The sequence below is a fragment of the Agrobacterium fabrum str. C58 genome, from assembly GCF_000092025.1.
GTDB lineage: Bacteria > Pseudomonadota > Alphaproteobacteria > Rhizobiales > Rhizobiaceae > Agrobacterium > Agrobacterium fabrum.
The window spans coordinates 2,572,923-2,592,122 of sequence record NC_003062.2; the positions used below are offsets into that span (position 1 = coordinate 2,572,923).

17 protein-coding genes are annotated in these 19,200 nt (G+C 59.0%); 6 read left to right on the top strand and 11 right to left on the bottom strand.

Annotation, left to right across the window (positions count from 1 at the left end):
- Positions 1 to 25: 25 nt before the first annotated feature.
- The 4 genes from ATU_RS12635 to ATU_RS12650 all read right to left on the bottom strand — a co-directional run bounded on the left by ATU_RS12635 (position 26) and on the right by ATU_RS12650 (position 5,159).
- Complete coding sequence (locus ATU_RS12635; protein ID WP_010972426.1) at positions 26 to 1,459, bottom strand: M81 family metallopeptidase; 1,434 nt, start codon at positions 1,457 to 1,459, stop codon at positions 26 to 28.
- Positions 1,460 to 1,471: 12 nt separating this feature from the next.
- Entirely contained in the window at positions 1,472 to 3,391 is a 1,920-nt protein-coding gene (locus tag ATU_RS12640) for a beta-N-acetylhexosaminidase (protein WP_010972427.1), read from the bottom strand.
- Positions 3,392 to 3,435: 44 nt separating this feature from the next.
- Positions 3,436 to 4,218, bottom strand: coding sequence for an SDR family oxidoreductase (locus ATU_RS12645; RefSeq protein WP_010972428.1), 783 nt, complete (start codon positions 4,216 to 4,218; stop codon positions 3,436 to 3,438).
- A 77-nt stretch (positions 4,219 to 4,295) separates the two neighbouring features.
- Positions 4,296 to 5,159 (bottom strand): MurR/RpiR family transcriptional regulator, encoded by an 864-nt coding sequence (locus tag ATU_RS12650; protein ID WP_006310742.1) that lies wholly within the window; start codon positions 5,157 to 5,159, stop codon positions 4,296 to 4,298.
- A 243-nt stretch (positions 5,160 to 5,402) separates the two neighbouring features.
- Here ATU_RS12650 and ATU_RS12655 point away from each other — a divergent pair, with 243 nt between their 5' ends.
- Positions 5,403 to 5,888 (top strand): hypothetical protein, encoded by a 486-nt coding sequence (locus tag ATU_RS12655; protein ID WP_010972671.1) that lies wholly within the window; start codon positions 5,403 to 5,405, stop codon positions 5,886 to 5,888.
- A 150-nt stretch (positions 5,889 to 6,038) separates the two neighbouring features.
- Here the strand turns inward: ATU_RS12655 and ATU_RS12660 are convergent, their stop codons facing one another.
- From ATU_RS12660 to ATU_RS12680, 5 genes are all read right to left on the bottom strand, one after another.
- Positions 6,039 to 7,151: an ABC transporter ATP-binding protein gene (locus ATU_RS12660; RefSeq protein ID WP_010972429.1), complete on the bottom strand. Its 1,113-nt coding sequence runs from the start codon at positions 7,149 to 7,151 to the stop codon at positions 6,039 to 6,041.
- Positions 7,152 to 7,339: 188 nt separating this feature from the next.
- Complete coding sequence (locus ATU_RS12665) at positions 7,340 to 8,572, bottom strand: extracellular solute-binding protein (protein ID WP_006310746.1); 1,233 nt, start codon at positions 8,570 to 8,572, stop codon at positions 7,340 to 7,342.
- A 38-nt stretch (positions 8,573 to 8,610) separates the two neighbouring features.
- Positions 8,611 to 9,468 (bottom strand): carbohydrate ABC transporter permease, encoded by an 858-nt coding sequence (locus tag ATU_RS12670; protein ID WP_006310747.1) that lies wholly within the window; start codon positions 9,466 to 9,468, stop codon positions 8,611 to 8,613.
- Positions 9,465 to 10,349 carry a carbohydrate ABC transporter permease gene (locus tag ATU_RS12675; RefSeq protein WP_006310748.1) on the bottom strand — a complete coding sequence of 295 codons (885 nt, stop codon included), beginning with the start codon at positions 10,347 to 10,349 and terminating at the stop codon, positions 9,465 to 9,467. The genes ATU_RS12670 and ATU_RS12675 overlap by 4 nt, the downstream gene beginning before the upstream one ends.
- Positions 10,350 to 10,362: 13 nt before the next feature.
- The gene (locus ATU_RS12680; protein WP_006310749.1) at positions 10,363 to 11,544 is read right to left on the bottom strand and encodes a Gfo/Idh/MocA family protein; all 1,182 of its coding nucleotides are present in this window, start codon (positions 11,542 to 11,544) and stop codon (positions 10,363 to 10,365) included.
- A 440-nt stretch (positions 11,545 to 11,984) separates the two neighbouring features.
- Here ATU_RS12680 and ATU_RS12685 point away from each other — a divergent pair, with 440 nt between their 5' ends.
- Genes ATU_RS12685 through ATU_RS12700 form a run of 4 tightly spaced genes read left to right on the top strand, consistent with a single transcriptional unit; the run spans position 11,985 to position 15,877 of the window.
- Positions 11,985 to 12,737, top strand: a complete 753-nt coding sequence (locus tag ATU_RS12685) for a GntR family transcriptional regulator (RefSeq protein WP_010972431.1) — start codon at positions 11,985 to 11,987, stop codon at positions 12,735 to 12,737.
- 24 nt (positions 12,738 to 12,761) lie between these two features.
- Positions 12,762 to 13,784: an SIS domain-containing protein gene (locus tag ATU_RS12690; RefSeq protein WP_006310751.1), complete on the top strand. Its 1,023-nt coding sequence runs from the start codon at positions 12,762 to 12,764 to the stop codon at positions 13,782 to 13,784.
- Entirely contained in the window at positions 13,781 to 14,947 is a 1,167-nt protein-coding gene (gene nagA, locus ATU_RS12695) for an N-acetylglucosamine-6-phosphate deacetylase (RefSeq protein ID WP_010972432.1), read from the top strand. Before ATU_RS12690 ends, nagA begins: the two co-directional genes overlap by 4 nt.
- A gap of 3 nt (positions 14,948 to 14,950) precedes the next feature.
- On the top strand, positions 14,951 to 15,877 hold the full coding sequence (locus ATU_RS12700; RefSeq protein WP_010972433.1) for an ROK family protein: 927 nt from the start codon (positions 14,951 to 14,953) through the stop codon (positions 15,875 to 15,877).
- 6 nt (positions 15,878 to 15,883) lie between these two features.
- Here ATU_RS12700 and ATU_RS12705 read toward each other — a convergent pair whose 3' ends face one another.
- Both ATU_RS12705 and ATU_RS12710 read right to left on the bottom strand, forming a co-directional pair.
- A complete protein-coding gene (locus ATU_RS12705; RefSeq protein ID WP_035257972.1) occupies positions 15,884 to 17,140 on the bottom strand; it encodes an FAD-dependent oxidoreductase in 1,257 nt (418 codons plus the stop codon).
- Positions 17,141 to 17,174: 34 nt separating this feature from the next.
- On the bottom strand, positions 17,175 to 17,876 hold the full coding sequence (locus ATU_RS12710) for a phosphatase PAP2 family protein (RefSeq protein ID WP_035258076.1): 702 nt from the start codon (positions 17,874 to 17,876) through the stop codon (positions 17,175 to 17,177).
- A 130-nt stretch (positions 17,877 to 18,006) separates the two neighbouring features.
- On the opposite strand from ATU_RS12710, the gene dxr reads away from it, so the two are divergent.
- Positions 18,007 to 19,200: a 1-deoxy-D-xylulose-5-phosphate reductoisomerase gene (gene dxr / locus ATU_RS12715; RefSeq protein WP_010972436.1), complete on the top strand. Its 1,194-nt coding sequence runs from the start codon at positions 18,007 to 18,009 to the stop codon at positions 19,198 to 19,200.

Consider the following 19,200-nt stretch of genomic DNA (forward strand, 5'->3'; position numbering starts at 1 on the left):
TGGGGTAAAAGCTACCGGCCCGCTGTCATTGCCAGCGGGCCGAAATGATGGGTTCGGGTGTATAGTCGAAATCCGGCTTCCAAGGGTAAAAATCGCCGGACCGGCGGTGATTGGGAAGGTTTTCGATATCCTGATTGATAACCCCTTCCGTCAATGCCATGAGGTTGGGGTTGGCGATGGGCGCGAGCTCCGGCGAAAGATAACCTGACTTGACGACCAGCAGCCTGACCTCTTTTGGATCGAAGCCCAGACGGGTGAAATCCGAAATCATGTGATAGGGCCGGCGTCGCGCCGCCAGAATGACCGTGATATCACCGATCTTGACCACCGCTTGCCGTTGATCGGCAGCACCGGGATCGTCCAGTTTCAGAACCTGGGCTTCGACGGTGACAGACGGGCTTTGCGGATCGAGACTGCCGCCTATCTTCAGGGAAAGGCATGCGCCCTCGCCTGCCGCAAAGCAGGCCTCGACAGCAGGCCGATCGGTGATGCCGCCCAGAAGAGCGCCCTGCCAGTTACGCTCAATCAGCGCCGAAAGAACATCGGCGCGGTCACCCACCCCTCCGCCGGTCGGGTTGTCTCCAGAGTCGGCGAGAATGATCGGCCGGCTGGTCGTTTTCTCCGCAATATCCATGATGGCGTCGAGCGGCTCCGTCACAGGCCCGAAACGAAAATCCTGCCGGGCGCTCCAGTAGGATTGCGCGATCTCGTTGGCAACCGCTTTCGCGGCGGCTTTGTCGGTTCCCGTCACCACCGCACAAGCGGTTGCCCGAGGTTCATCGGCCCAGACGTAACCGATCATGAAATTTGCATCCCATATGCCGGGCCGCGCATCGTGATCCGGCAGAATAGCATAGAGGCTTTTGGCAGGCTCGTCTTCCGTGGAGGTCTTTTCACCCGGCAGCAGAACGGGAATTTTCGCCCAGGCCACGCCGGGCTTTTCTCCCGTTTTTAAGGCCTTCAGCAACATCGTCCAAGCCCGCACCATCGTCTCGCGCACATCGATATGCGGCGCAGTTCGGTAGCCGGCAAATATATCCAACTGGTCGATGATGGTCTGGCTGACATTACCGTGCAGGTCGTAGCTCGCAGAGACCACGACATCCGGCCCGACCACGGAACGGGCACTGGAAATCCAGTCGCCTTCCGCATCGTCCATGCCTTCGACATTCATCGCACCATGCATGGCGAGATAAAGCCCGTCCAGCGGCAACGAGGCCTTCAGGCGTTCGAGGAACTCCTGCTTGAATGCGTCATAGGCCCCGCGCGAGACCGGGCCACCCGGCACAGCACGGGCGTGCAGAAGCGGCAATACCTCCGCTCCGCCTTCCCCGAGGAAATTGAAATATTCGGCCTCCAGAAGCACCGCGCCCCGAAACACGCGAAAATCCTCCTGCCCCATCAGAACAGGGGAATAGGTGCTGCATTCGGTATGGATTCCACCAACGGCAATACGCATCTCGCCTTCCCCTCAATAAACCGGGTTCAAGGGAACGATGGCGGAAAACCGCAGCCAGTCCTTCTGCGCCTTTGGCGTCCATGCCGCCTCGGCAATGGCCGGCAGCCTTGGGAAAACCAGATGGTTGAAATAGGCACGGTTGAGAAAATGTTCGGACCAGATGCAGGCCTGAACACCCTTCATCCGCTCCTTCAATTCGTCAGGGAAATCGCCGACCGCCTCATAAGCATAGGTATGCGACGGCGGAACCGTGCCGGCCCAGCTTGCGCCGGGCTCCTGCCAGGCTTCGTCCTGCACCATGTCGAGATAATAGGCCTGACCCGGCGTCATCACCACGTCATAACCCTGCCTTGCAAGCTCAAGCCCGACTTCTGGCTTCTGCCATGCCATCAGCAATGTTCCAGCGGGATCGACGCCGCCGCCATGGGAAACCTCGTCCCAGCCGGCAAGCTGGCGACCGCGCTCATGCAGCATCCCCTGAATGCGTTTCATGAAATAAGACTGGATGCCGAAGGTGCCGTCCAGCCCCTCCTTGTCCATCAGCGCCTTGGCCAGTGGCGAAGCGAGCCACGAGCCATCCGCAACCTCGTCGCCGCCGATATGGATGAGCCGCGATGGGAACAGCTCCACCATCTCGTCGAAAATCTTGCCGAGGAACTCATAGGTCGGCTCGATGGCCGGGTTGAGCGCGTTATTGGGATATCCCTGCACCGAGCGATAGCTGTCCGGCGCTTCCTGCCCGTCCGTCAGCTCCGGATAGGCAACAAGAGCCGCGGTGCTGTGACCGGGAATATCCACCTCCGGCACGATTTCGACATTCAGTGCCGCCGCATGCGCCACAACCAGGCGCACATTATCCTGCGTGTAATAGCCGGAAACCGGTTCCGCGCCATTGCCGAGCTGCGGCAGAAGCGGCCCATCCGGACCGCGCGTCGCGCCGACGGTGGTCAACAAGGGATAAGCCTTGATTTCGAGACGCCACGCCTCGTCATCCGTCAGGTGCCAATGGAAGCGGTTCATGCGCAGCCATGCGAGAATATCGATCAGCCGCAGCACATCATCGGTCGGATAAAATTGCCGCGAGACATCCAGATGGCAGCCGCGCCAGCTGTAACGCGGCGCATCGCTGATGGTGCCGGAGGCCGGGAAACGGAACTTCGGATCAATGCGCGCGCCATGCAGCAGCTGCGCCAGAACCGTCAGGCCATATTGCAGGCCGGCAGCGGCGGAATATTCCACGGTGACGGCTTCGTTGGAAAAAGCGATGCGGTAACCTTCCGCTTCGAGCCCGCTATGCTGCTTGAAACGCAGCGGTTTTCCCTCATGCACCGGCGCAAGGCTGAAAGGCACATGCCCGACGGCAAAGAGCCTGCGGAACAGCGACAGCACGGTTTCCACCGCAAGCGCTTCCTCCGCCCTGGCGTCCTCCATCGGGAAAAGTGCTACGGGAAAGCCTTCACCCGGTTCGGCATCGATTTCAGCTGGCCAGGGCTGGATGGCGAAGGGCAGATCGAGCTTGCCTTCGGGAAGCAGCACCGGCGCCGGCTCGCTGTGGCGCCCATCCAGCATCAGGTCACCCACATCCACGGCGCGATGTGTGCCATCGGCAAGGCTGACATAGGCGGATTTTGCACCATCCGTGCGATGCCGGGCAGGTCTCAACAGGCCATCGACGGTGAAGCGCCAGGATTTGCCCGGCTCCAGCACGAAACCGGATGGGGGTGCAAATTCATGGAAATTGGCGTTGCGACGCAGATAGATGGCGTTGCCGCACACCGGCTTGTCCACTGTGCGCGTGAGCGACGTATAAACGATGCGAAAATCCTTCAGTGGTTCGTGGGATAGATTGACCAGCGTGAAGGTGAAACCGCCGGATGCCGACTCAGCGAGCGGATGCCATGAATTTTCGAGACGATACTGTGCGAGCGCCATGATGCTCCCCTTTATTGCGCATTGAACCCGTCAGAGGGTTTCGGTCAGTAGTGTTCGGATTGCGAAAATGTCCGGGCGAGTGGCGCTTGGCCTGCCGTCAGCCCACAATCGACCGGCAGGCACACGCCGCTGATGGCGGCAGCCTGCGGGCCAGCGAGAAAAGCAACCGCATTGGCCACATCCTCGGGTCTGACGATCCGCTGCAGCGGATACCAGTGCTTGGCTTCCTCGAAGACCTGGGGATTGGTGGCAGCGCGCGCCTCCCATGCCTGCGTGCGGACGGTGCCCGGCGCGACTGCGTTAGCGCGGATGCCGAATTTGCCGTATTCGACGGCGATCAGCTTGGTCAGATGGATCAACCCGGCCTTTGCCGCGCTATAGGCCGGATGGCCGAACACAGCCATGCCATTGACGGATGTGATATTGATGACAGAGCCCTGGGTGCGCTTCAACGCCTCCTCGAAAGCCCTGAAGCAGAGAAACGGCGCTTCCAGATTGAGCGCATTGTCCTTGCGCCAGATTTCAGCCGTTGTGTCGTGCAGGCTGACGGCCCGTGCCGCACCGGCATTATTGACGAGGGTGGCGACTTCGCCAAACTCCGCGACCTCGGCGGCCAGCCGCGCAAGATCCTGCGGATCAGTGACATCACAGGTCTTGGCAACGAAGCCCGGACCGGAAAGCTTGTAAAGCGCATCGGACAGGGCGTCGGCATCGATATCGACCAGCACCACCTTTTTATGGCTTTCAGAAAGTGCCGCAGCAATCGCCCGGCCAATATCCCCTGCCGCACCGGTTACGATGGCGAGCTGGTCTTTCCTGTCGTTCATCACCTTTACAACTCCCTTAAAACTTTCCGACCCACCACAGGGGCCTCAGGCGAAACCGCCTGTATTTTTTCTCGCCCTCAGTCACCGAGCAATTGCTTGTCGTCCGGGTCACGATGCTCCACCAGCTGCTGCTTGATGTGACGCAGCGTCACCATCGATCTCTGCCGCTGCTGATAGGCAGCGAGCGTCGCAAGAATATCGACGGCGGCCAGATAGGCGTAACGTGATGAGGTAGGGCGGAAGATATTGTTCCCTTCGGGCACATTAACGGCCACCACCATATCGGCCGCGGCAGCGACAGGCGTGTCGCTCTGGGTAAGCGCGATGGTGGTGACCCCCATTTCCCGCGCCAGCCTGAAACACTTCACCAGTTCCATGTTGCGACCGGAAAAAGACGAACCGATAATCACGTCTTCCTTGCGCGCCGCTGCCGTCATCATCAGCTGCATGCTGTGATCGGCGCTGGTCGAAACACGCAAACCCAGCCGAAACAGCCGGTTCTGGATTTCCGAAGCGATCATCGAGGAATTGCCGCCGGCGCCGAAGGCATAGATCATGCCGCTATTGGCAATCTTGACCGCCGCTTCATCAGCGAGCGCGGGATCGAGTGTTTTGTGCAGCAGGAACAGCGCTTCCTGCGCCTTTGCCAGCACCTCTTCCGCGACATCGGAAGGGCCGGTGCTGGAAGGTTCTGATGTGAGATACCGGACACCTACATAGGCCGTCTTGGCAAGGCTGACCTTGAAGTCCGAAAAGCTCTGGCAACCGAGACGACGGCAGAACCGCGTCACCGTCGGCGGCGAGACTTCTGCGCGGGCTGCAAGCTCGATAATAGACGCATTGACGGCGAATTCGAAGTCCGAAACCAGAATATCGGCAATCCGCCGTTCTGACTGCGAGAACTGCCCCTTGTCGTCCTGTATCCTTGCAAAAATATCCATGCTCACCGGTCTCCGTTCCGCCAAAACTTAATGCTTGGCCCCTTTGCCGATGCACCCTAATAAAGCGCGCCCGTCAACCGCATAGACCCACGAATCGATCATGTTTCGTCCCCTCGACGACATGACGGATGCCTTTGATTTGAAAATCATTTTCTCTGTTAATTGCGAGATGAGCATATGCCAACAATATTCACCAGAGAAATCTCCAAATCTTGAAAATAATTTCAACAACGGACCCAGGCCATGCGTGATCCATTCAAAAACCCCTTTACCGAAACCGACACCGCCCGCCATTCCATCTGGGAGATGCTGGTGACGCGCGATATCGATGCCTTCCTCGCTGCCGACTGGTCGAAGGTCGCGGATGATTTCGTCGAGGACGGTTTCCTCGGTATCAATGCCAATCGCGATGCAAACCCGGACAACTGGCGCCTGTCCTTCCCCTCGCTCGCCGCCTATCGCGACGAATGGCTGAAACAGGCGAAGGATTTCCAGACCCAGCAATTTTCCGAAGACCCGCGCCATGCGATCTTCACCACCACCACGCTGGAAGAAATCGAACTGGAAGGTGAGACCGCGCTGGTTCGCAAGAAGTTCGACGGCGGGCTTCGCAAGGCCGACGGCAGCTTCGACGCCATGAAATGGCAAACACTCTATTATTGCCGGCTGCATCAGGGCCGCTGGAAGATCAGCGGCTTTACCGGCTACATGCCCAACCCCATGCCGTGATCGAGCCGGCACGCAAGAGAACCTTGAACGCCGGGCCAAAAGCCCGGCGTTGTCTTTTCGCCTCGGGACGACAGACGAAAAGCGCCGAAAACGGATCGCATCAGGAAAAGCCGGGCATAAAACGACAGAATGCATGGCCCGGCTCCGTTCCTATTGAATCAGCTTGAGGACTGACAGGTCGACTCGACGATCGAGAGCAATGCCGCTTTCATCGAACAGATGGCAATCCGAAGCCTTGATGCCGGTGACGATCGGCTCATCCACGACGACAGGCGCGGAGCCGGGAAGCAGAGCGCAATAATTCTCACCCGTCGGGGCGACCCCATAAGCAATGGTATTCACCCCAAGGCGCTCGATAACGCTCGGCGCGACCTTGATGTTGAGATCGGCTGCTTCGAGACCGGTATGTTCCGGACGAATGCCGAGCGTCAGCTGCTTGCCCTCAAGACCGGCACGAGGCTCCACCGGCACGGTGATCGTCTGGCCCTCATAGGCCACCGTCACACCCTCGGCGCTGACCGATTTGCAGGTGACCTTCAGAAAATTCATTTTCGGATTGCCGATGAAGCCCGCCACGAACAGGTTCGCTGGCTTGTGGTAAAGCTCGAGCGGCGCGCCGACCTGGGCGATTTCACCGGCATTCAACACCACGATACGGTCGGCCATGGTCATGGCTTCCACCTGATCATGGGTGACATAGATCATCGTCGCCTTCAGCGTCTTGTGAAGATTGGTCAATTCGATGCGCATATCGGCGCGAAGCGCCGCATCGAGGTTCGAAAGCGGCTCGTCGAACAGGAATATCTTCGGCTCGCGAACGATGGCCCGGCCGATCGCCACGCGCTGGCGCTGGCCGCCGGACAAATTGCCGGGGCGCTGCTGCAGACGCTGGTCGAGCTGGAGAATCTTCGCGACACCCTCGACCTTCTGCTTGATCTTTTCCTCCGCCATCTTCTCGACACGCAGGGGAAATGCGATGTTTTCAAAAACCGTCATATGCGGATAAAGCGCATAGGACTGGAACACCATGGCGATACCGCGCTTGACCGGCGGCAACTCATTGACCTTCACGCCGTTTATGACGACGTCACCGGCGGAAATCTCCTCAAGGCCGGCGATCATGCGCAGCAATGTGGATTTGCCGCATCCCGAAGGGCCGACAAAAACGACGAACTCGCCATCCCTGATGTCGAGCTGAACGCCCTTGATGACTTCGAAATGTCCATAGTTCTTGCGGACGTTGTTGAGATAAAGCTGACCCAAGACTTGCCTCTCCCGTCAGTGGCCGACATCCGGCCACGTTCAGAGATGGTCCGAAACAGGTACAAAACCACACCGGATCGGAACCGTTGAAAGACACGGGAGGGAGCGCCAGAAAGAGCGCAGGAATTCCCGCGGCGAAATTGACCGGATGCGGGCGGCCTTGCGCCCGCATCCGTATTCATGAGGAATTATTTGTACTGCTCGAGAGCGGCGGATGCCTTCTTTGCCGCATCTTCCGGTGTTGCCTTGCCGGTCACGACAGACTGCACCATCTCGATCATCACGTCCTGGAAGCCCTTGTAGTCGGTGAAGAGCGGCTCGGGACCACCGTAGGCGATACCGTCGATCAGCGGCTTCCAGAAGGGATCCTTGGCGATGAACTCATCAACCTTCGGCGACGGACGAAGCGGGGTGAGACCAGCGCCGCCCTGCAACTCGTATTCGCCCTGCGGGCCGGGAGAGGTGATGAACTTGGCGAATTCGGTCGCCTTTTCTTCCACGCCGGTTCCCTTGAAGATGGCGAGGCTGTCGGTGATGAGCAGCGTGCCGGGACCCTTGGCTTCAGGGCCAAGCGGCAGGGTTGCGATGCCCCAGTTGATCTTCGTTGCCTGCAGACGGGTTGCAGCACCCGAACCGGCCTGGATCATGCCGACCTTGCCATCGAGGAAGATGGCGCGGATTTCATTCTGCTCATAGGCCGTCGGACCTTCAACGGAGTAAGGCGTGATGTCCTTGTATGCCTTCAGGGCTGCAAGAACCTGCGGGCTGTCGACGGTGATCTTGTCGCCATCGATGACCTTGCCGTTATTGGTGTAAACCCAGTGCATGAACTGGTGCATGGTGTTGTCGAAGGTCTTGGCGGGCAGGCCGTAACCGGCGATACCGGTCTTTTCCTTGATCTGCTTGGCAAAGGCGATCTCTTCAGCCCAGGTCTTCGGCGGCGTTTCCGGATCGAGACCGGCCTGCTTGAACAGGTCCTTGTTCCAGTAGAGCGCCTTGGTCGAGAAAGCGACCGGCACACCCCATTGCGTGTCCTCGAAGGTGACCGTGTCGACGATGTTGGGGTAATAGGTTTTCTTTTCGTCTTCGGTCATCGGCACCGGAACGATCAGATCGTTCTGCGCGAACTGCTTCAGCGTGCGCGAACCGACATAGGCCATGGAAACCGGCGTGCCGGCGGCTGCAAGCGTGGTGGCCTTGTCCTGGCATTGCTCCCAGCCGACAACCTCAGGCACGACTTTCCAGCCTGCGTTCTTGCCTTCCCATTCCTTGATGTATTTTTCATGGATGGGGTCCATCTTGTCGCCGCAATAGATCCAGCTGATCTCCTTGTCGGCGGCATGTGCCACCACCGTGCCAAGGGCGGTGGAACCGGCAAATGCGAAAGCGCAGAGCGCCAATCCGTAATGTTTCAGTGCCATATTTAGTCTCCCGTTTTGGTAGTCGTTCCGGTTATTGCTTATTTCACCGCGCCGGCGGTCAGCCCGCCGACGAGATATCGTTGCATCAGGAAGATCGCGATCATCGCCGGTGCGATGCCCACGAAGCTCGCCGCCATCAGTTCGTTCCAGACGACCTCCTGCCGGCCGAAATAGGCAAAGAGCCCCACCGGCAGTGGCATGTATTCCGTCTTTGAGTTGAAGGTCAGCGCGTAGATGAATTGCTGCGCATAGGCCTCGATGAAGGAGGAGATCGCGACAACGGCAATGCCCGGGGTTGCGATCGGCAAAACTACCCTGCGAAGCGTATAGAGCCTGCTCGCCCCATCCACATAGGCCGCTTCCTCCAACTCCCGCGGGATACGGCGCATATAGGTCACGAGAAGCAGGATGCCTGTGGGGATGATGAAAGCGACACCGGGAATGATCATCGCGAAATAGGTGTTCAGCACCCCGATGGACCGCATCAACCGAAACAGCGGGATGAGCAGCACCGCGCCGGAGAACATCTTCACCGCAAGGAATATTCCGAGCAACAGGCCGGCTCCCCTGAACTCGAAACGCGCGAAGGCATAGGAGGCGGGAATGACGAGCACAAGCACGATCAGGGTGATCGAACCCGCAATGAAGAACGAATTGAAAATATAAAGCGCGAAACCCGGCACGCTCACCCACATCGTCCGGTAGGCCTCGAAGGAACCGTTCTCCGGCCAGAACCTGTAGGGTGAAGAAAACAGCAGGCTGAGCGGCTTCAGCGACACCAGAAAGCCTTCGACGAAGGGCGCCAGCACGAAGGCCAGGAACACGGCGATACCGCAATAGATTCCGACCATTTCATACCAGGTGTAGCGGTTGATCCTCGCATGTCTGTCGGTCATCGCGTGGCCTCCTGCGAGAAACGGCGGGTGATGCGGAAATAGAAGAAGGTGAAGATCGACAGGAAGATGCAGATGAGCACCGCGCGCGCTGCACCTTCACCATATTTATAAGCGCCTATCGCCGTCTTGTAGGTGTCGATGATCATCGTTGTGGTTTCGCCGTTCGGACCACCACGCGTGAGGATCCAGATGATATCGAAGGAATTGAACGTCGAAATCAGTGACAGGACCGACATGGTGATCATGGCCGGCAGCATCAGCGGCAGCGTGATACGACGGAAGCGATAGGAGCGGCTGGCACCGTCCGTCCACGCTGCCTCGTAGAGATCCTGCGGAATGGACTGGATTGCGGCCAAAAGATAAAGCGTCACCATCGGCACGCCGATCCACACATCGGTGACGATCGTCGCCCAGAAGGCGGTCCTGCCATAGGCAAGAAAAGCAACCGGGCCGTCCACCAGGCCGAGATTCTGCAGCACCCCGGAAATCATGCCGAACTGGCCGTTATACATCCAGCCCCACATGAAGATGCCGATAGCCATCGGCACGATCCATGGCGGCATGGTCAGGATGCGAAACAGCGCACGGCCGGGAACGGCGGAGTTCAACAGCACTGCACCAAATGTGCCGATGATCATCTTTATCGAGACGGAAAAGAACGTCCAGACAAAGGTCCGCGTGATGACATCGGCAAAAGTCGCGTTGAAGATTTTCTCGTAATTGATGAAGCCGACCCAATTCGTCACTTTTTTAAGCGACGCATCGGTGAAAGACAGGATGAATGTGTCGACGAGCGGATAGGCGACGATCAGTGTGATGTAGAAAAGCGCCGGTAGAAGAAGAAACCAGGCGAAGATGACTGCGCTGCGTTTTGCATCCATTACGCAGCCCTCCTCAAGCCGATTTCACGGCGGGGGATTTAGGCTGACCGTGCAGCGCAAGATCGTACTCCTCCCACACCGGTTTGAGATCGACCACCTTGCGGCCATGGCGGGCTTCATCCATGGCAAGCGCCAGAATGCCGGCCTCGATCGCGTCGAGCGCGGAAACTGGCAAGGGCGCAGCCCTGACGATATGGGCGATCACATCCTCGGCCATCTGCTCATCCGCGCCATAATGCTGCGAGAGCGTGGTTGCCGCAGAATAGGTCTTGGCGACGGTTTTTTCATTGGTGCGGGCATTGTGAACGTTCAGGAAGCCGCGCACGAAATCGCCCTCGGCCATGCCCTTTGCACCGATGACGCAGAAACGGCGGAAATCGTCGGGAACGTTGAGATTGGTATGGAAGGCGAGCGACGCGCCATTTTCATATTCGACGATTGCCGTCTGGTAATCGATGATGTCACCATCGCTGTCGAAGACCTTGTCGGAGCCCATCCAGCCGCTCGGCTTGCGATGGTAGACCTCCATGTCGTTGATGCCGTCATTCTGCGGCGCGTTCGCCGGCGTGAAGCTCTTGCGCCCGCCGAAGCTCGACACGAAACGCGGCCGGGCACCAACCACGCCATTATAGAGATCGAGATCGTGGCAGCATTTTTCCAGCATGAAGGAGCCGGAATAATTCTCGTAACGCCGCCAGTCACGCATGAAGAATGCGCCATGATAGGGCGGAATATGTTCGGAAGCCTCGATGGAGACGACCTCACCCAGCTTGCCTTCAGCCTGCGCGGCGCGCAGATCGCGGTAAAGCGGCGAATAACGCAGGACGAGGCCGACCAGCAGCCGCTCATGGCCGTGCTTGTTGAGCAACCGGGCGAGCTCGAGGCTTTCCTCGATGCTGACGACGATGGGTTTTTCAGAAAAAATGGTGCAACCCGCTTCAAGCCCGATGCGGATATGCTCCAGATGCATGTGGTTCGGCGAGCCGATCATCAGGAGATCGAATTTTTCGCCGGCGATCAGCGCTTCCGGGCTGTCATAGACCTTGCCGGCAGAAATGCCCTTTTCCTGCAAACCCGGCAGACCTGCCGGATGAGGATCGACATAACCGACGATCTCGAAATCCTTGTCGATCTCGTGAAAAACGTAGCCCAGATAACCGAGACGGAATCCGAGTCCGATAATTCCCACCTTCATGAACTTTGTTCCCTGCTCACTCGTAAATAATTTTCGCAGAAGCAACCATTTCTGTGTTGGTTATTCAGTTATCTGCGATAATTTCTGACCATGATGAAATTAGTTTTCAGAACGGTCAAGCAAAATTCGATTTACTCTGGCAAGTCGCGGATAAGAAACCGATTCTTCCAGGCCAGCGGGACGCGCAACAGCTATTCACCGGCAACCGATGCCAAAACAATACCAAAAAAATGCCAATCGTCTAGAGCAATTACGGCAATGGGAAAATTTTTTTGGTTAATGCGGATATTTCGATCACAAAGCCTTAATTTAAGGCATTTGAACGAAAAAAGCTCCGATTAATCATACAAGTTCGCTAATGGTCCTATTTTGGTATTGCCGATCGCGTCTTCTGTGGTATAGCCAGAAGCAGCCATATCGGATTGTGACAGAGGTTATGGATGAACGGGGCAGCGCTTAATCTGGAGGACCTGCAATCAGGCGGCGGTCCGCTGTACCTGAAATTGCGCCAGACGATCGAAGACGCCATCAATGGCGGCCGCCTGAAGCATGGCGACGCCCTGCCGCCGGAACGCGACATTGCTGAAAGCGCCTGCGTCAGCCGCGTCACGGTGCGCAAGGCGGTGGATGATCTCGTCCGCGACGGCCTTCTCGTTCGCCGGCATGGTTCGGGCACCTTTGTCGTCAAGCCCATCACCCGCATGCAACAGCCGCTGACCAAGCTCACCTCCTTTACCGAGGACATGCGCCGGCGCGGCATGACGGCAAGCACCCAATGGCTGGACAGGGGTCTTTTCCACCCCACCGGCGATGAGATGATGACACTCGGCCTTTCCCAGTCCGCCATGGTGGCACGGCTCACGCGCCTGCGTCTTGCCAATGACCAGCCGATCGCGCTGGAAGTCACCAGCCTGCCGGGGGATATTTTGCCCGATCCGCAACTCGTCGAAAATTCGCTTTATCTGGAGCTTGAAAAGAGCGGCATTCGCCCCGTGCGCGCCATTCAGCGCATCTCGGCCCGCAATCTCACGGATGAGGAAACCCTTCTGCTTGGGGTCCCGCCGGGCTCGGCAGCGCTTTCCGTTCAGCGCATGGCCTATCTCGAAAGCGGGCGCCTCATGGAAATATCCCTCGCGCTTTACCGCAGTGATGCCTACGACCTTGTCGCCGAACTGACGATGGGTCCAGAGTAAAACATTGATCAAGGACATGAAACGATGACAACCCTGATGCGCCAGGAAATCGATGAGATTCCCGATGCTGTCGCCCGCCTGCTGGACAATGCCAAGACCGACTTCCTGGAGGCAGGCAGCAAGTTGAAGGCCCGTGACCCGGCAGTCGTCGTTACCATTGCCCGCGGCTCCTCCGATCATGCCGCACATTTCCTGAAATATGCCATCGAATTGCAGACCGGTCTGCCGGTCGCCTCGCTCGGGCCTTCCCTCGCCTCCATCTATCAGACGAAACTGCGGCTGGAACGGGCAGCAGCCTTCGCCGTTTCGCAATCCGGCAAGAGCCCTGACATCGTTGCCCTCGCACAAAGCGCCCGCAAGGGCGGCGCGCTCACCTTCTCGCTCGTCAACACCCTGCCATCCCCACTGGGTGAGGCGGCCGACCACGCCATCAATATCCAGGCGGGGCCGGAAAAGGCGGTTGCAGCGACCAAATCCTTCGTCAATTCCATCGTTGCCGGTCTGGCTATCCTTGCCGAATGGACGGAAGACAGCCTGCTTGCCAGGGCCGTCAGCGCCCTGCCGCAGAATTTCGCCAAGGCCATCGCGCTCGATTGGAGCCACATCGGCGAGGCGGTGAAGGGCGAAGAATCGCTTTACATGCTGGGCCGCGGTCCGGCGCTCGCCATTGCCGCAGAAGCTGCGCTGAAATGCAAGGAAACCTGCGAGCTGCATGCCGAAGCCTATTCCTCGGCCGAGGTCATGCATGGCCCGGTCTCGCTGGTGGCGCCGCAATTCCCCGTCATCGCCTTTGCCGCCCGCGACCGTGCCGAGACGTCGGTCACGGATATCGCCGCAAGCCTTGCCAATAAAGGTGCGAATGTTTTCGTCACCTCCACAAAGGGCAGCCCGGCCAAGCCCCTGCCCTTCGTGGAGACCAACCACCCGCTGACCGATGCATTGCTGCTGATTGCGCCGTTTTACGGCTTTATCGAACAATTATCCCGCGCACGCGGCTTCAACCCGGATGCACCCGTGGCATTGAAGAAGGTAACGGAAACCCAATGAGCGGCATCAAGGCATTTGTTGGCGCCCGCATTTTCGACGGCGCCGCATGGCACGAGGGCAGAGTGCTCGTGGTCGGTGACGGGCATGTCACCGCCATCTCAGATAGCGTGCCAGCCGAAGCCGAGATGATCGATGTAAAGGGACTGCTGATCGCGCCTGGATTCATCGATCTCCAGGTCAATGGCGGCGGCGGGGTGATGTTCAACAACCAGCCGGATGTCGAAGGCATTGCCCGCATCTGTTCCGCTCACGCCAGGTTCGGCACGACGGCGCTGATGGTCACGCTCATTACCGACCGGCCGGATGTAATCTCGAAAGCAGCGCAGGCGGGTATTGCCGCCAGCAAGAAGCAGGTGCCGGGCTTTCTGGGCCTGCATTTCGAAGGGCCGCATCTTTCCGTCGCACGCAAGGGCACCCATGATCCAGCGCTGGTCCGCAAGATGGAGACGGCCGATCTTGCCGTTCTGATCGGCTGCAAGGCGGAACTGGCCTTCGTGATGACGACCATTGCCCCTGAGAACGTCACCGAGGAACAGGTCGCAGCGCTGAGAAAAGCCGGCATCGTGGTCAGTCTCGGCCATACCGATACCGGCCTTGATGTTGCGACGGCCTATATCGAGGCCGGCGCTTCCATGGTGACACATCTTTTTAACGCCATGAGCCCGCTTGGCCATCGCGAACCGGGTCTGGTTGGCGCCGCCCTTTCGAATGGCGGGCTGGATTGCGGGCTGATCGCTGACGGATTTCATGTCGATCCCGCCGCCATCGGCATTGCGCTACGCGCCAAGAATGGCCCGGGCCGGATTTTCCTCGTCACCGACGCCATGTCGACCATCGGCACGGATGACGATGGTTTCGAACTGAATGGCCGGCGCGTCTATCGCAATGGCGGCCGACTGACACTTGAAGACGGCACGCTTGCTGGGGCGGATATCGACATGCTCTCCTGCGTCCGCTTCATGTATGAAAAGCTGGAGATGCCGCTGGAGGAAGCCTTGAGAATGGCATCCGCCTATCCTGCACAGGCCGTTGGCGCATCGGACAAGGGAAAACTGCTGCCCGGCTTCGATGCCGATTTTGTTGTGCTGACGCCCGGCCTCCAGATGCATTCGACCTGGATTGGCGGAGAAAAAACCTACGATGCCGTGCATTCCGGAGTGTGAACCATGATCGTTTGTTTCGATATTGGCGGAACGACCATCAAGGGCGCGATTGCCCATACCCCGGACGACATTCGCCCCGTGCCACGCATACCAACGCCGAAAACCAGTTTCGAAGACTTCGCCGCCGGCCTCAAATCCGTCATCGATGCGAGCGGCGGCACGCCCGGTTGCGTTTCGTTGTCGATTGCCGGGGTCATCGATCCCGACACCGGCAAGGCCACCGTTGCCAATATTCCGAGCATTCATGGCCGGGTCTTGAAGGACGAGTTGGAAAAAGCCCTCAACCTTCCCGTCATCGTGTCCAATGACGCGGATTGTTTCGTGATCGCCGAATCGGAAATCGGCTCGGGTCAAGGCCACCGCGTGGTTTTCGGCGTCATCCTTGGAACCGGTGTCGGCGGCGGGCTGGTGATCGACGGCAAGCTCATCAACAGCCATGGCGGTTTTGCCGGCGAATGGGGGCATGGTCCCGTGGCCGCGACATCGGCCGGCAATCCGCCGGTCTCGCTGCCCCGCTTCGAATGCGGCTGTGGCCTCACCGGCTGTGTCGACGCCATCGGCAGCGCCCGCGGCATGGAAAAGCTGCATGCGCATCTGCACCGGCAGGAGATGACGAGCGAGGATATTATCGCCGCCTGGCAGGCGGGCGATGCAAAAGCCGCCAGAACCATCGATGTCCTCATCGATATTCTCGCCTCGCCGCTGGCGATGGTGATCAATGTTACCGGCGCGACCATTGTGCCGGTGGGCGGCGGGCTTTCGAACTCGCGGGAGCTTCTCGCTGCATTGGATGAAGCAGTCAGGGGCCGCATTCTCCGGCGCTTCAACCGTCCACTGGTCGTGCCCGCCATCTGCCGCATCGAGCCGGGGCTGATCGGATCAGCCGTTATCGGGTTGAAATATGCGCAGGAGATCGCCCGCCCGTCCTGATGGCTCTCACGGCGTCTCAATCTTTTCCCGACGGAAACCCAGCCCCACCAGCCGGCCAGTCAGATGGGAAAGAAGCGGAAATCGAATAATCGCCCGCACGAAGGCAGGCGGGCCTTTGGGCTTTTCCGCTCTTTCCTCTTGCCCTTTCTTGCGACCGATACGCATCATCCGCTGCAGAAACTGCGTGGCCTTGGTCGGGAAGGACCGCCGCTTTTCGATTGCGGCGAGGTCATCATCACGAATGGCCCGGCCGGACACCAGCACCGGCACCAATATATTGGCGGCGGCAACCGCGTCCTGAATGGCCAGATTGACGCCGACGCCGCCGACGGGCGACATGGCATGGGCCGCATCGCCGATGCAGATCAGACCGGGTTTCCACCAGCGCTTCAGGCGGTCGATACGAACGGTAAGGAGATGCACATCGTCCCAGCTCTTGAGCTCATCGAGCCTTTCGCGTGGGAAAGGGCAGATTTCCGCGACCCTGTACCGAAAGGCCTCAAGCCCCTCCAGCTTTATGTCCGCGAAAAATCCCTTGCGCACCACATAACCGCATTGCCAGTAGTCACCCCGGTTGATCATCACGAAACCCTGTCGCGAGCCGGCATGCCCCATGGTTTCGGTCGGATCGTCAGGCTGTTTCGAAAGGCGCAGCCACAGCACTTCGGTCGGGATGCCGAAGCGCTGGACCTCGAGCCCTGCCGCCTCACGGACGATGGAGTTGCGGCCATCTGCACCGACCACCAGATCGGCAGCGATCTCGATGACCCCTTCCGGCGTTTCGACGGTGAGGCCGCCGACGCGCCCGTCCCGTTCGATGAGGCCGGTGACCGGCGCATTCATCAGCAGGCGGAAATTTTCATATTGCCCTGCCTTGCCGACGATGAAATTGAGAAAATCCCATTGCGGCATGAAGGCGATGAACCGATGCCGGACCGGCAGGCGGGAAAAATCCGCAATCGTGACGCGCTCACCACCGATAACCGCGTTCAGCCGCGGCGCGCGTGTATGCGGAAGGCTTAAGAACTCGTCGATGAAACCGAGCTGTTCCATCAATTCAAGCGTGGAAGGATGGATGGTGTCGCCACGAAAATCGCGCAGAAAATCCCCGTGTTTCTCGACGACAACAACATCGATACCGCTGCGGGCGAGCAGCAGGCCGAGCATCATGCCTGCCGGTCCGCCACCGGCCACGGCAACACAGGTGTGGATATTCTGAACGGCTCTGCCGTCCTTTTCATGCCCGGCTTTCGCGTCTTCCATCACCCTCGCCCCCATCCGGTCCCGTTAAATCTCTTTATCTTGTTTCAGCCGCCGGAGGGCTTGCATTCTTCGGCTGCGGCCAGCCCTGTGCGTCGAAACGGAACAGCATTTCGAACCGGGCAAAGATAAAGGCGAAGGCCATGGCCGTCCACAGGCCGAGCAGCAGCCCGGCTGCGACATCGCTTGGATAATGCGCACCGACGATGACACGCGAAACGCCGATCACGAGCGCAAGCAGCAGGAACGCCCAGCGGAAGCGCGGCATCAGCATGGCGAAAACACCGAAAAACGCCCCGGCAGCCGTCGAATGGCCTGAGGGGAAACTCTCATAAAGATTGTCGCCGGTAAAAGGCGTGAGGCTGTAGGCGCCCATTTCCAGAAAAAGCTCCGGCCGCGCCCGCCCGATCAGGAATTTCAGCGTATGGACGAGAATACTCGCCGTGCCGATCGTCAGGAAAAAATAAGCGAGAAGCCGCCACGCCGTTCTCAGCCGCCCGCCATAGGTCTGCGCCTGCAGGACACGCGCGGCAACATAAGCAAGAATGGCGAGCGCGCCCGTGGAGTAAAGCATCCAGCGGAAGGTTCCGAAATCGGTAATAGCGCGATTGAAGGTGACTATTCGGCCCGGCAGTGCCTGCGCGGTTTCGGAAAGGCGCGGATCGAAAGGAATGAAAACCAGAACCAGCACAAGGCTTGCCGCAAAAATCCAGCCGCTGGAAACCACGAAACGTCGCATCAACATCCTCTTGTCTTTTTCTTGCATATGGCTTTGCGCCTCACAAAAACAATAGCCTGGGCTTTGTCCTTGTTATGGCGGGTTTTCGCGAGTAGAGCCTAATTCTGCCAATAAAACCGACGGGCTGAAGATGACGAATGCCAGTGAAATGCCACGCAAGCTGACCATATTGGGTTCGACGGGTTCCATCGGCACCAATACTCTGGATGTCGTGCGTCAACTGGGTGGCCGCGACGGGTTCGAGATCATGGCGCTGACCGGCGCGGGAAACATCGCGCTTCTGGCCGAACAGGCGCGGGAATTTGGCGCGCAGCTCGCGGTCACTGCGGACGATGATAAATATGAAGCGCTGAAATCGGCGCTGGCAGGCACCGGCATCAAAGTCGCCGCAGGCATGGCCGGCCTTGAAGAGGCAGCCTCGATGGATGCCGGCTGGGTGATGGCCGCGATTGCCGGCACCCCCGGCCTCGCCCCGACACTGACGGCCGCCCGGCGTGGTGCCGATATTGCACTTGCCAACAAGGAATGCCTCGTTTCGGCGGGCGATGTTTTTCTGCGCACTGTCAAACAGGGCGGCGGCCGGCTGATCCCGGTCGACAGCGAACACAGCGCAATCTTCCAGTGCCTGACGGGTGAATACAAACAGGCGGTGGAACGCATCGTGCTGACGGCTTCCGGCGGGCCGTTCCGCACCTGGTCGCGGGACGAGATGTCCAACGTCACGGCGGATATCGCCCGCGCCCATCCCAACTGGTCGATGGGGCTGAAGGTCTCGATCGGCAGTGCCTCCATGTTCAACAAGGGCCTGGAAATGATCGAGGCGAAATATCTCTTCGATCTCAGGCCTGATCAGGTGGACGTGATTGTCCATCCACAATCGATCATCCATTCGATGGTTGGCTACACTGACGGCTCCTATATCGCGCAGCTCGGCTCTCCCGACATGCGCACCGCCATCTCCTATGCCCTCACCTATCCTGAGCGCGGCAATCTAAGCGTCGAGCGCCTGGATTTCGCGAAACTGGCACGGCTCGATTTCGAAGCACCGGACGAAGCCCGCTTCCCGGCGCTGCGGCTTGCGCGCATGGCGCTGGAGCGTGGCGGTTTGCAGGGCGCGGCCCTGAACGCAGCCGAGGAGACCGCCTTTCACGCCTTTGTCGCTGGTGGCATCGGTTTTCTCGACATGGCCGAAATTGTTGAAACGGTGATGGACCGTATGCATGACGGCCGCACCGCCGAGACGATGGACGACGTTTTTTCGGCAGACGAAGAGGCCCGCCGCCATGCACTGGAACTCATCGCCACAAAAGAAAAGGCCGCGTGA

Bases quoted from the DNA above. Each gene is read 5' to 3' on its own strand.
- ATU_RS12635 (WP_010972426.1), bottom strand. From the start codon at position 1,459: ATGCGTATTGCCGTTGGTGGAATCCATACCGAATGCAGCACCTATTCC.
- ATU_RS12640 (WP_010972427.1), bottom strand. From the start codon at position 3,391: ATGGCGCTCGCACAGTATCGTCTCGAAAATTCATGGCATCCGCTCGCT.
- ATU_RS12645 (WP_010972428.1), bottom strand. From the start codon at position 4,218: ATGAACGACAGGAAAGACCAGCTCGCCATCGTAACCGGTGCGGCAGGG.
- ATU_RS12650 (WP_006310742.1), bottom strand. From the start codon at position 5,159: ATGGATATTTTTGCAAGGATACAGGACGACAAGGGGCAGTTCTCGCAG.
- ATU_RS12655 (WP_010972671.1), top strand. From the start codon at position 5,403: ATGCGTGATCCATTCAAAAACCCCTTTACCGAAACCGACACCGCCCGC.
- ATU_RS12665 (WP_006310746.1), bottom strand. From the start codon at position 8,572: ATGGCACTGAAACATTACGGATTGGCGCTCTGCGCTTTCGCATTTGCC.
- ATU_RS12670 (WP_006310747.1), bottom strand. From the start codon at position 9,468: ATGACCGACAGACATGCGAGGATCAACCGCTACACCTGGTATGAAATG.
- ATU_RS12675 (WP_006310748.1), bottom strand. From the start codon at position 10,349: ATGGATGCAAAACGCAGCGCAGTCATCTTCGCCTGGTTTCTTCTTCTA.
- ATU_RS12680 (WP_006310749.1), bottom strand. From the start codon at position 11,544: ATGAAGGTGGGAATTATCGGACTCGGATTCCGTCTCGGTTATCTGGGC.
- ATU_RS12685 (WP_010972431.1), top strand. From the start codon at position 11,985: ATGAACGGGGCAGCGCTTAATCTGGAGGACCTGCAATCAGGCGGCGGT.
- ATU_RS12690 (WP_006310751.1), top strand. From the start codon at position 12,762: ATGACAACCCTGATGCGCCAGGAAATCGATGAGATTCCCGATGCTGTC.
- nagA (WP_010972432.1), top strand. From the start codon at position 13,781: ATGAGCGGCATCAAGGCATTTGTTGGCGCCCGCATTTTCGACGGCGCC.
- ATU_RS12700 (WP_010972433.1), top strand. From the start codon at position 14,951: ATGATCGTTTGTTTCGATATTGGCGGAACGACCATCAAGGGCGCGATT.
- ATU_RS12705 (WP_035257972.1), bottom strand. From the start codon at position 17,140: ATGGAAGACGCGAAAGCCGGGCATGAAAAGGACGGCAGAGCCGTTCAG.
- ATU_RS12710 (WP_035258076.1), bottom strand. From the start codon at position 17,876: ATGCGACGTTTCGTGGTTTCCAGCGGCTGGATTTTTGCGGCAAGCCTT.
- dxr (WP_010972436.1), top strand. From the start codon at position 18,007: ATGACGAATGCCAGTGAAATGCCACGCAAGCTGACCATATTGGGTTCG.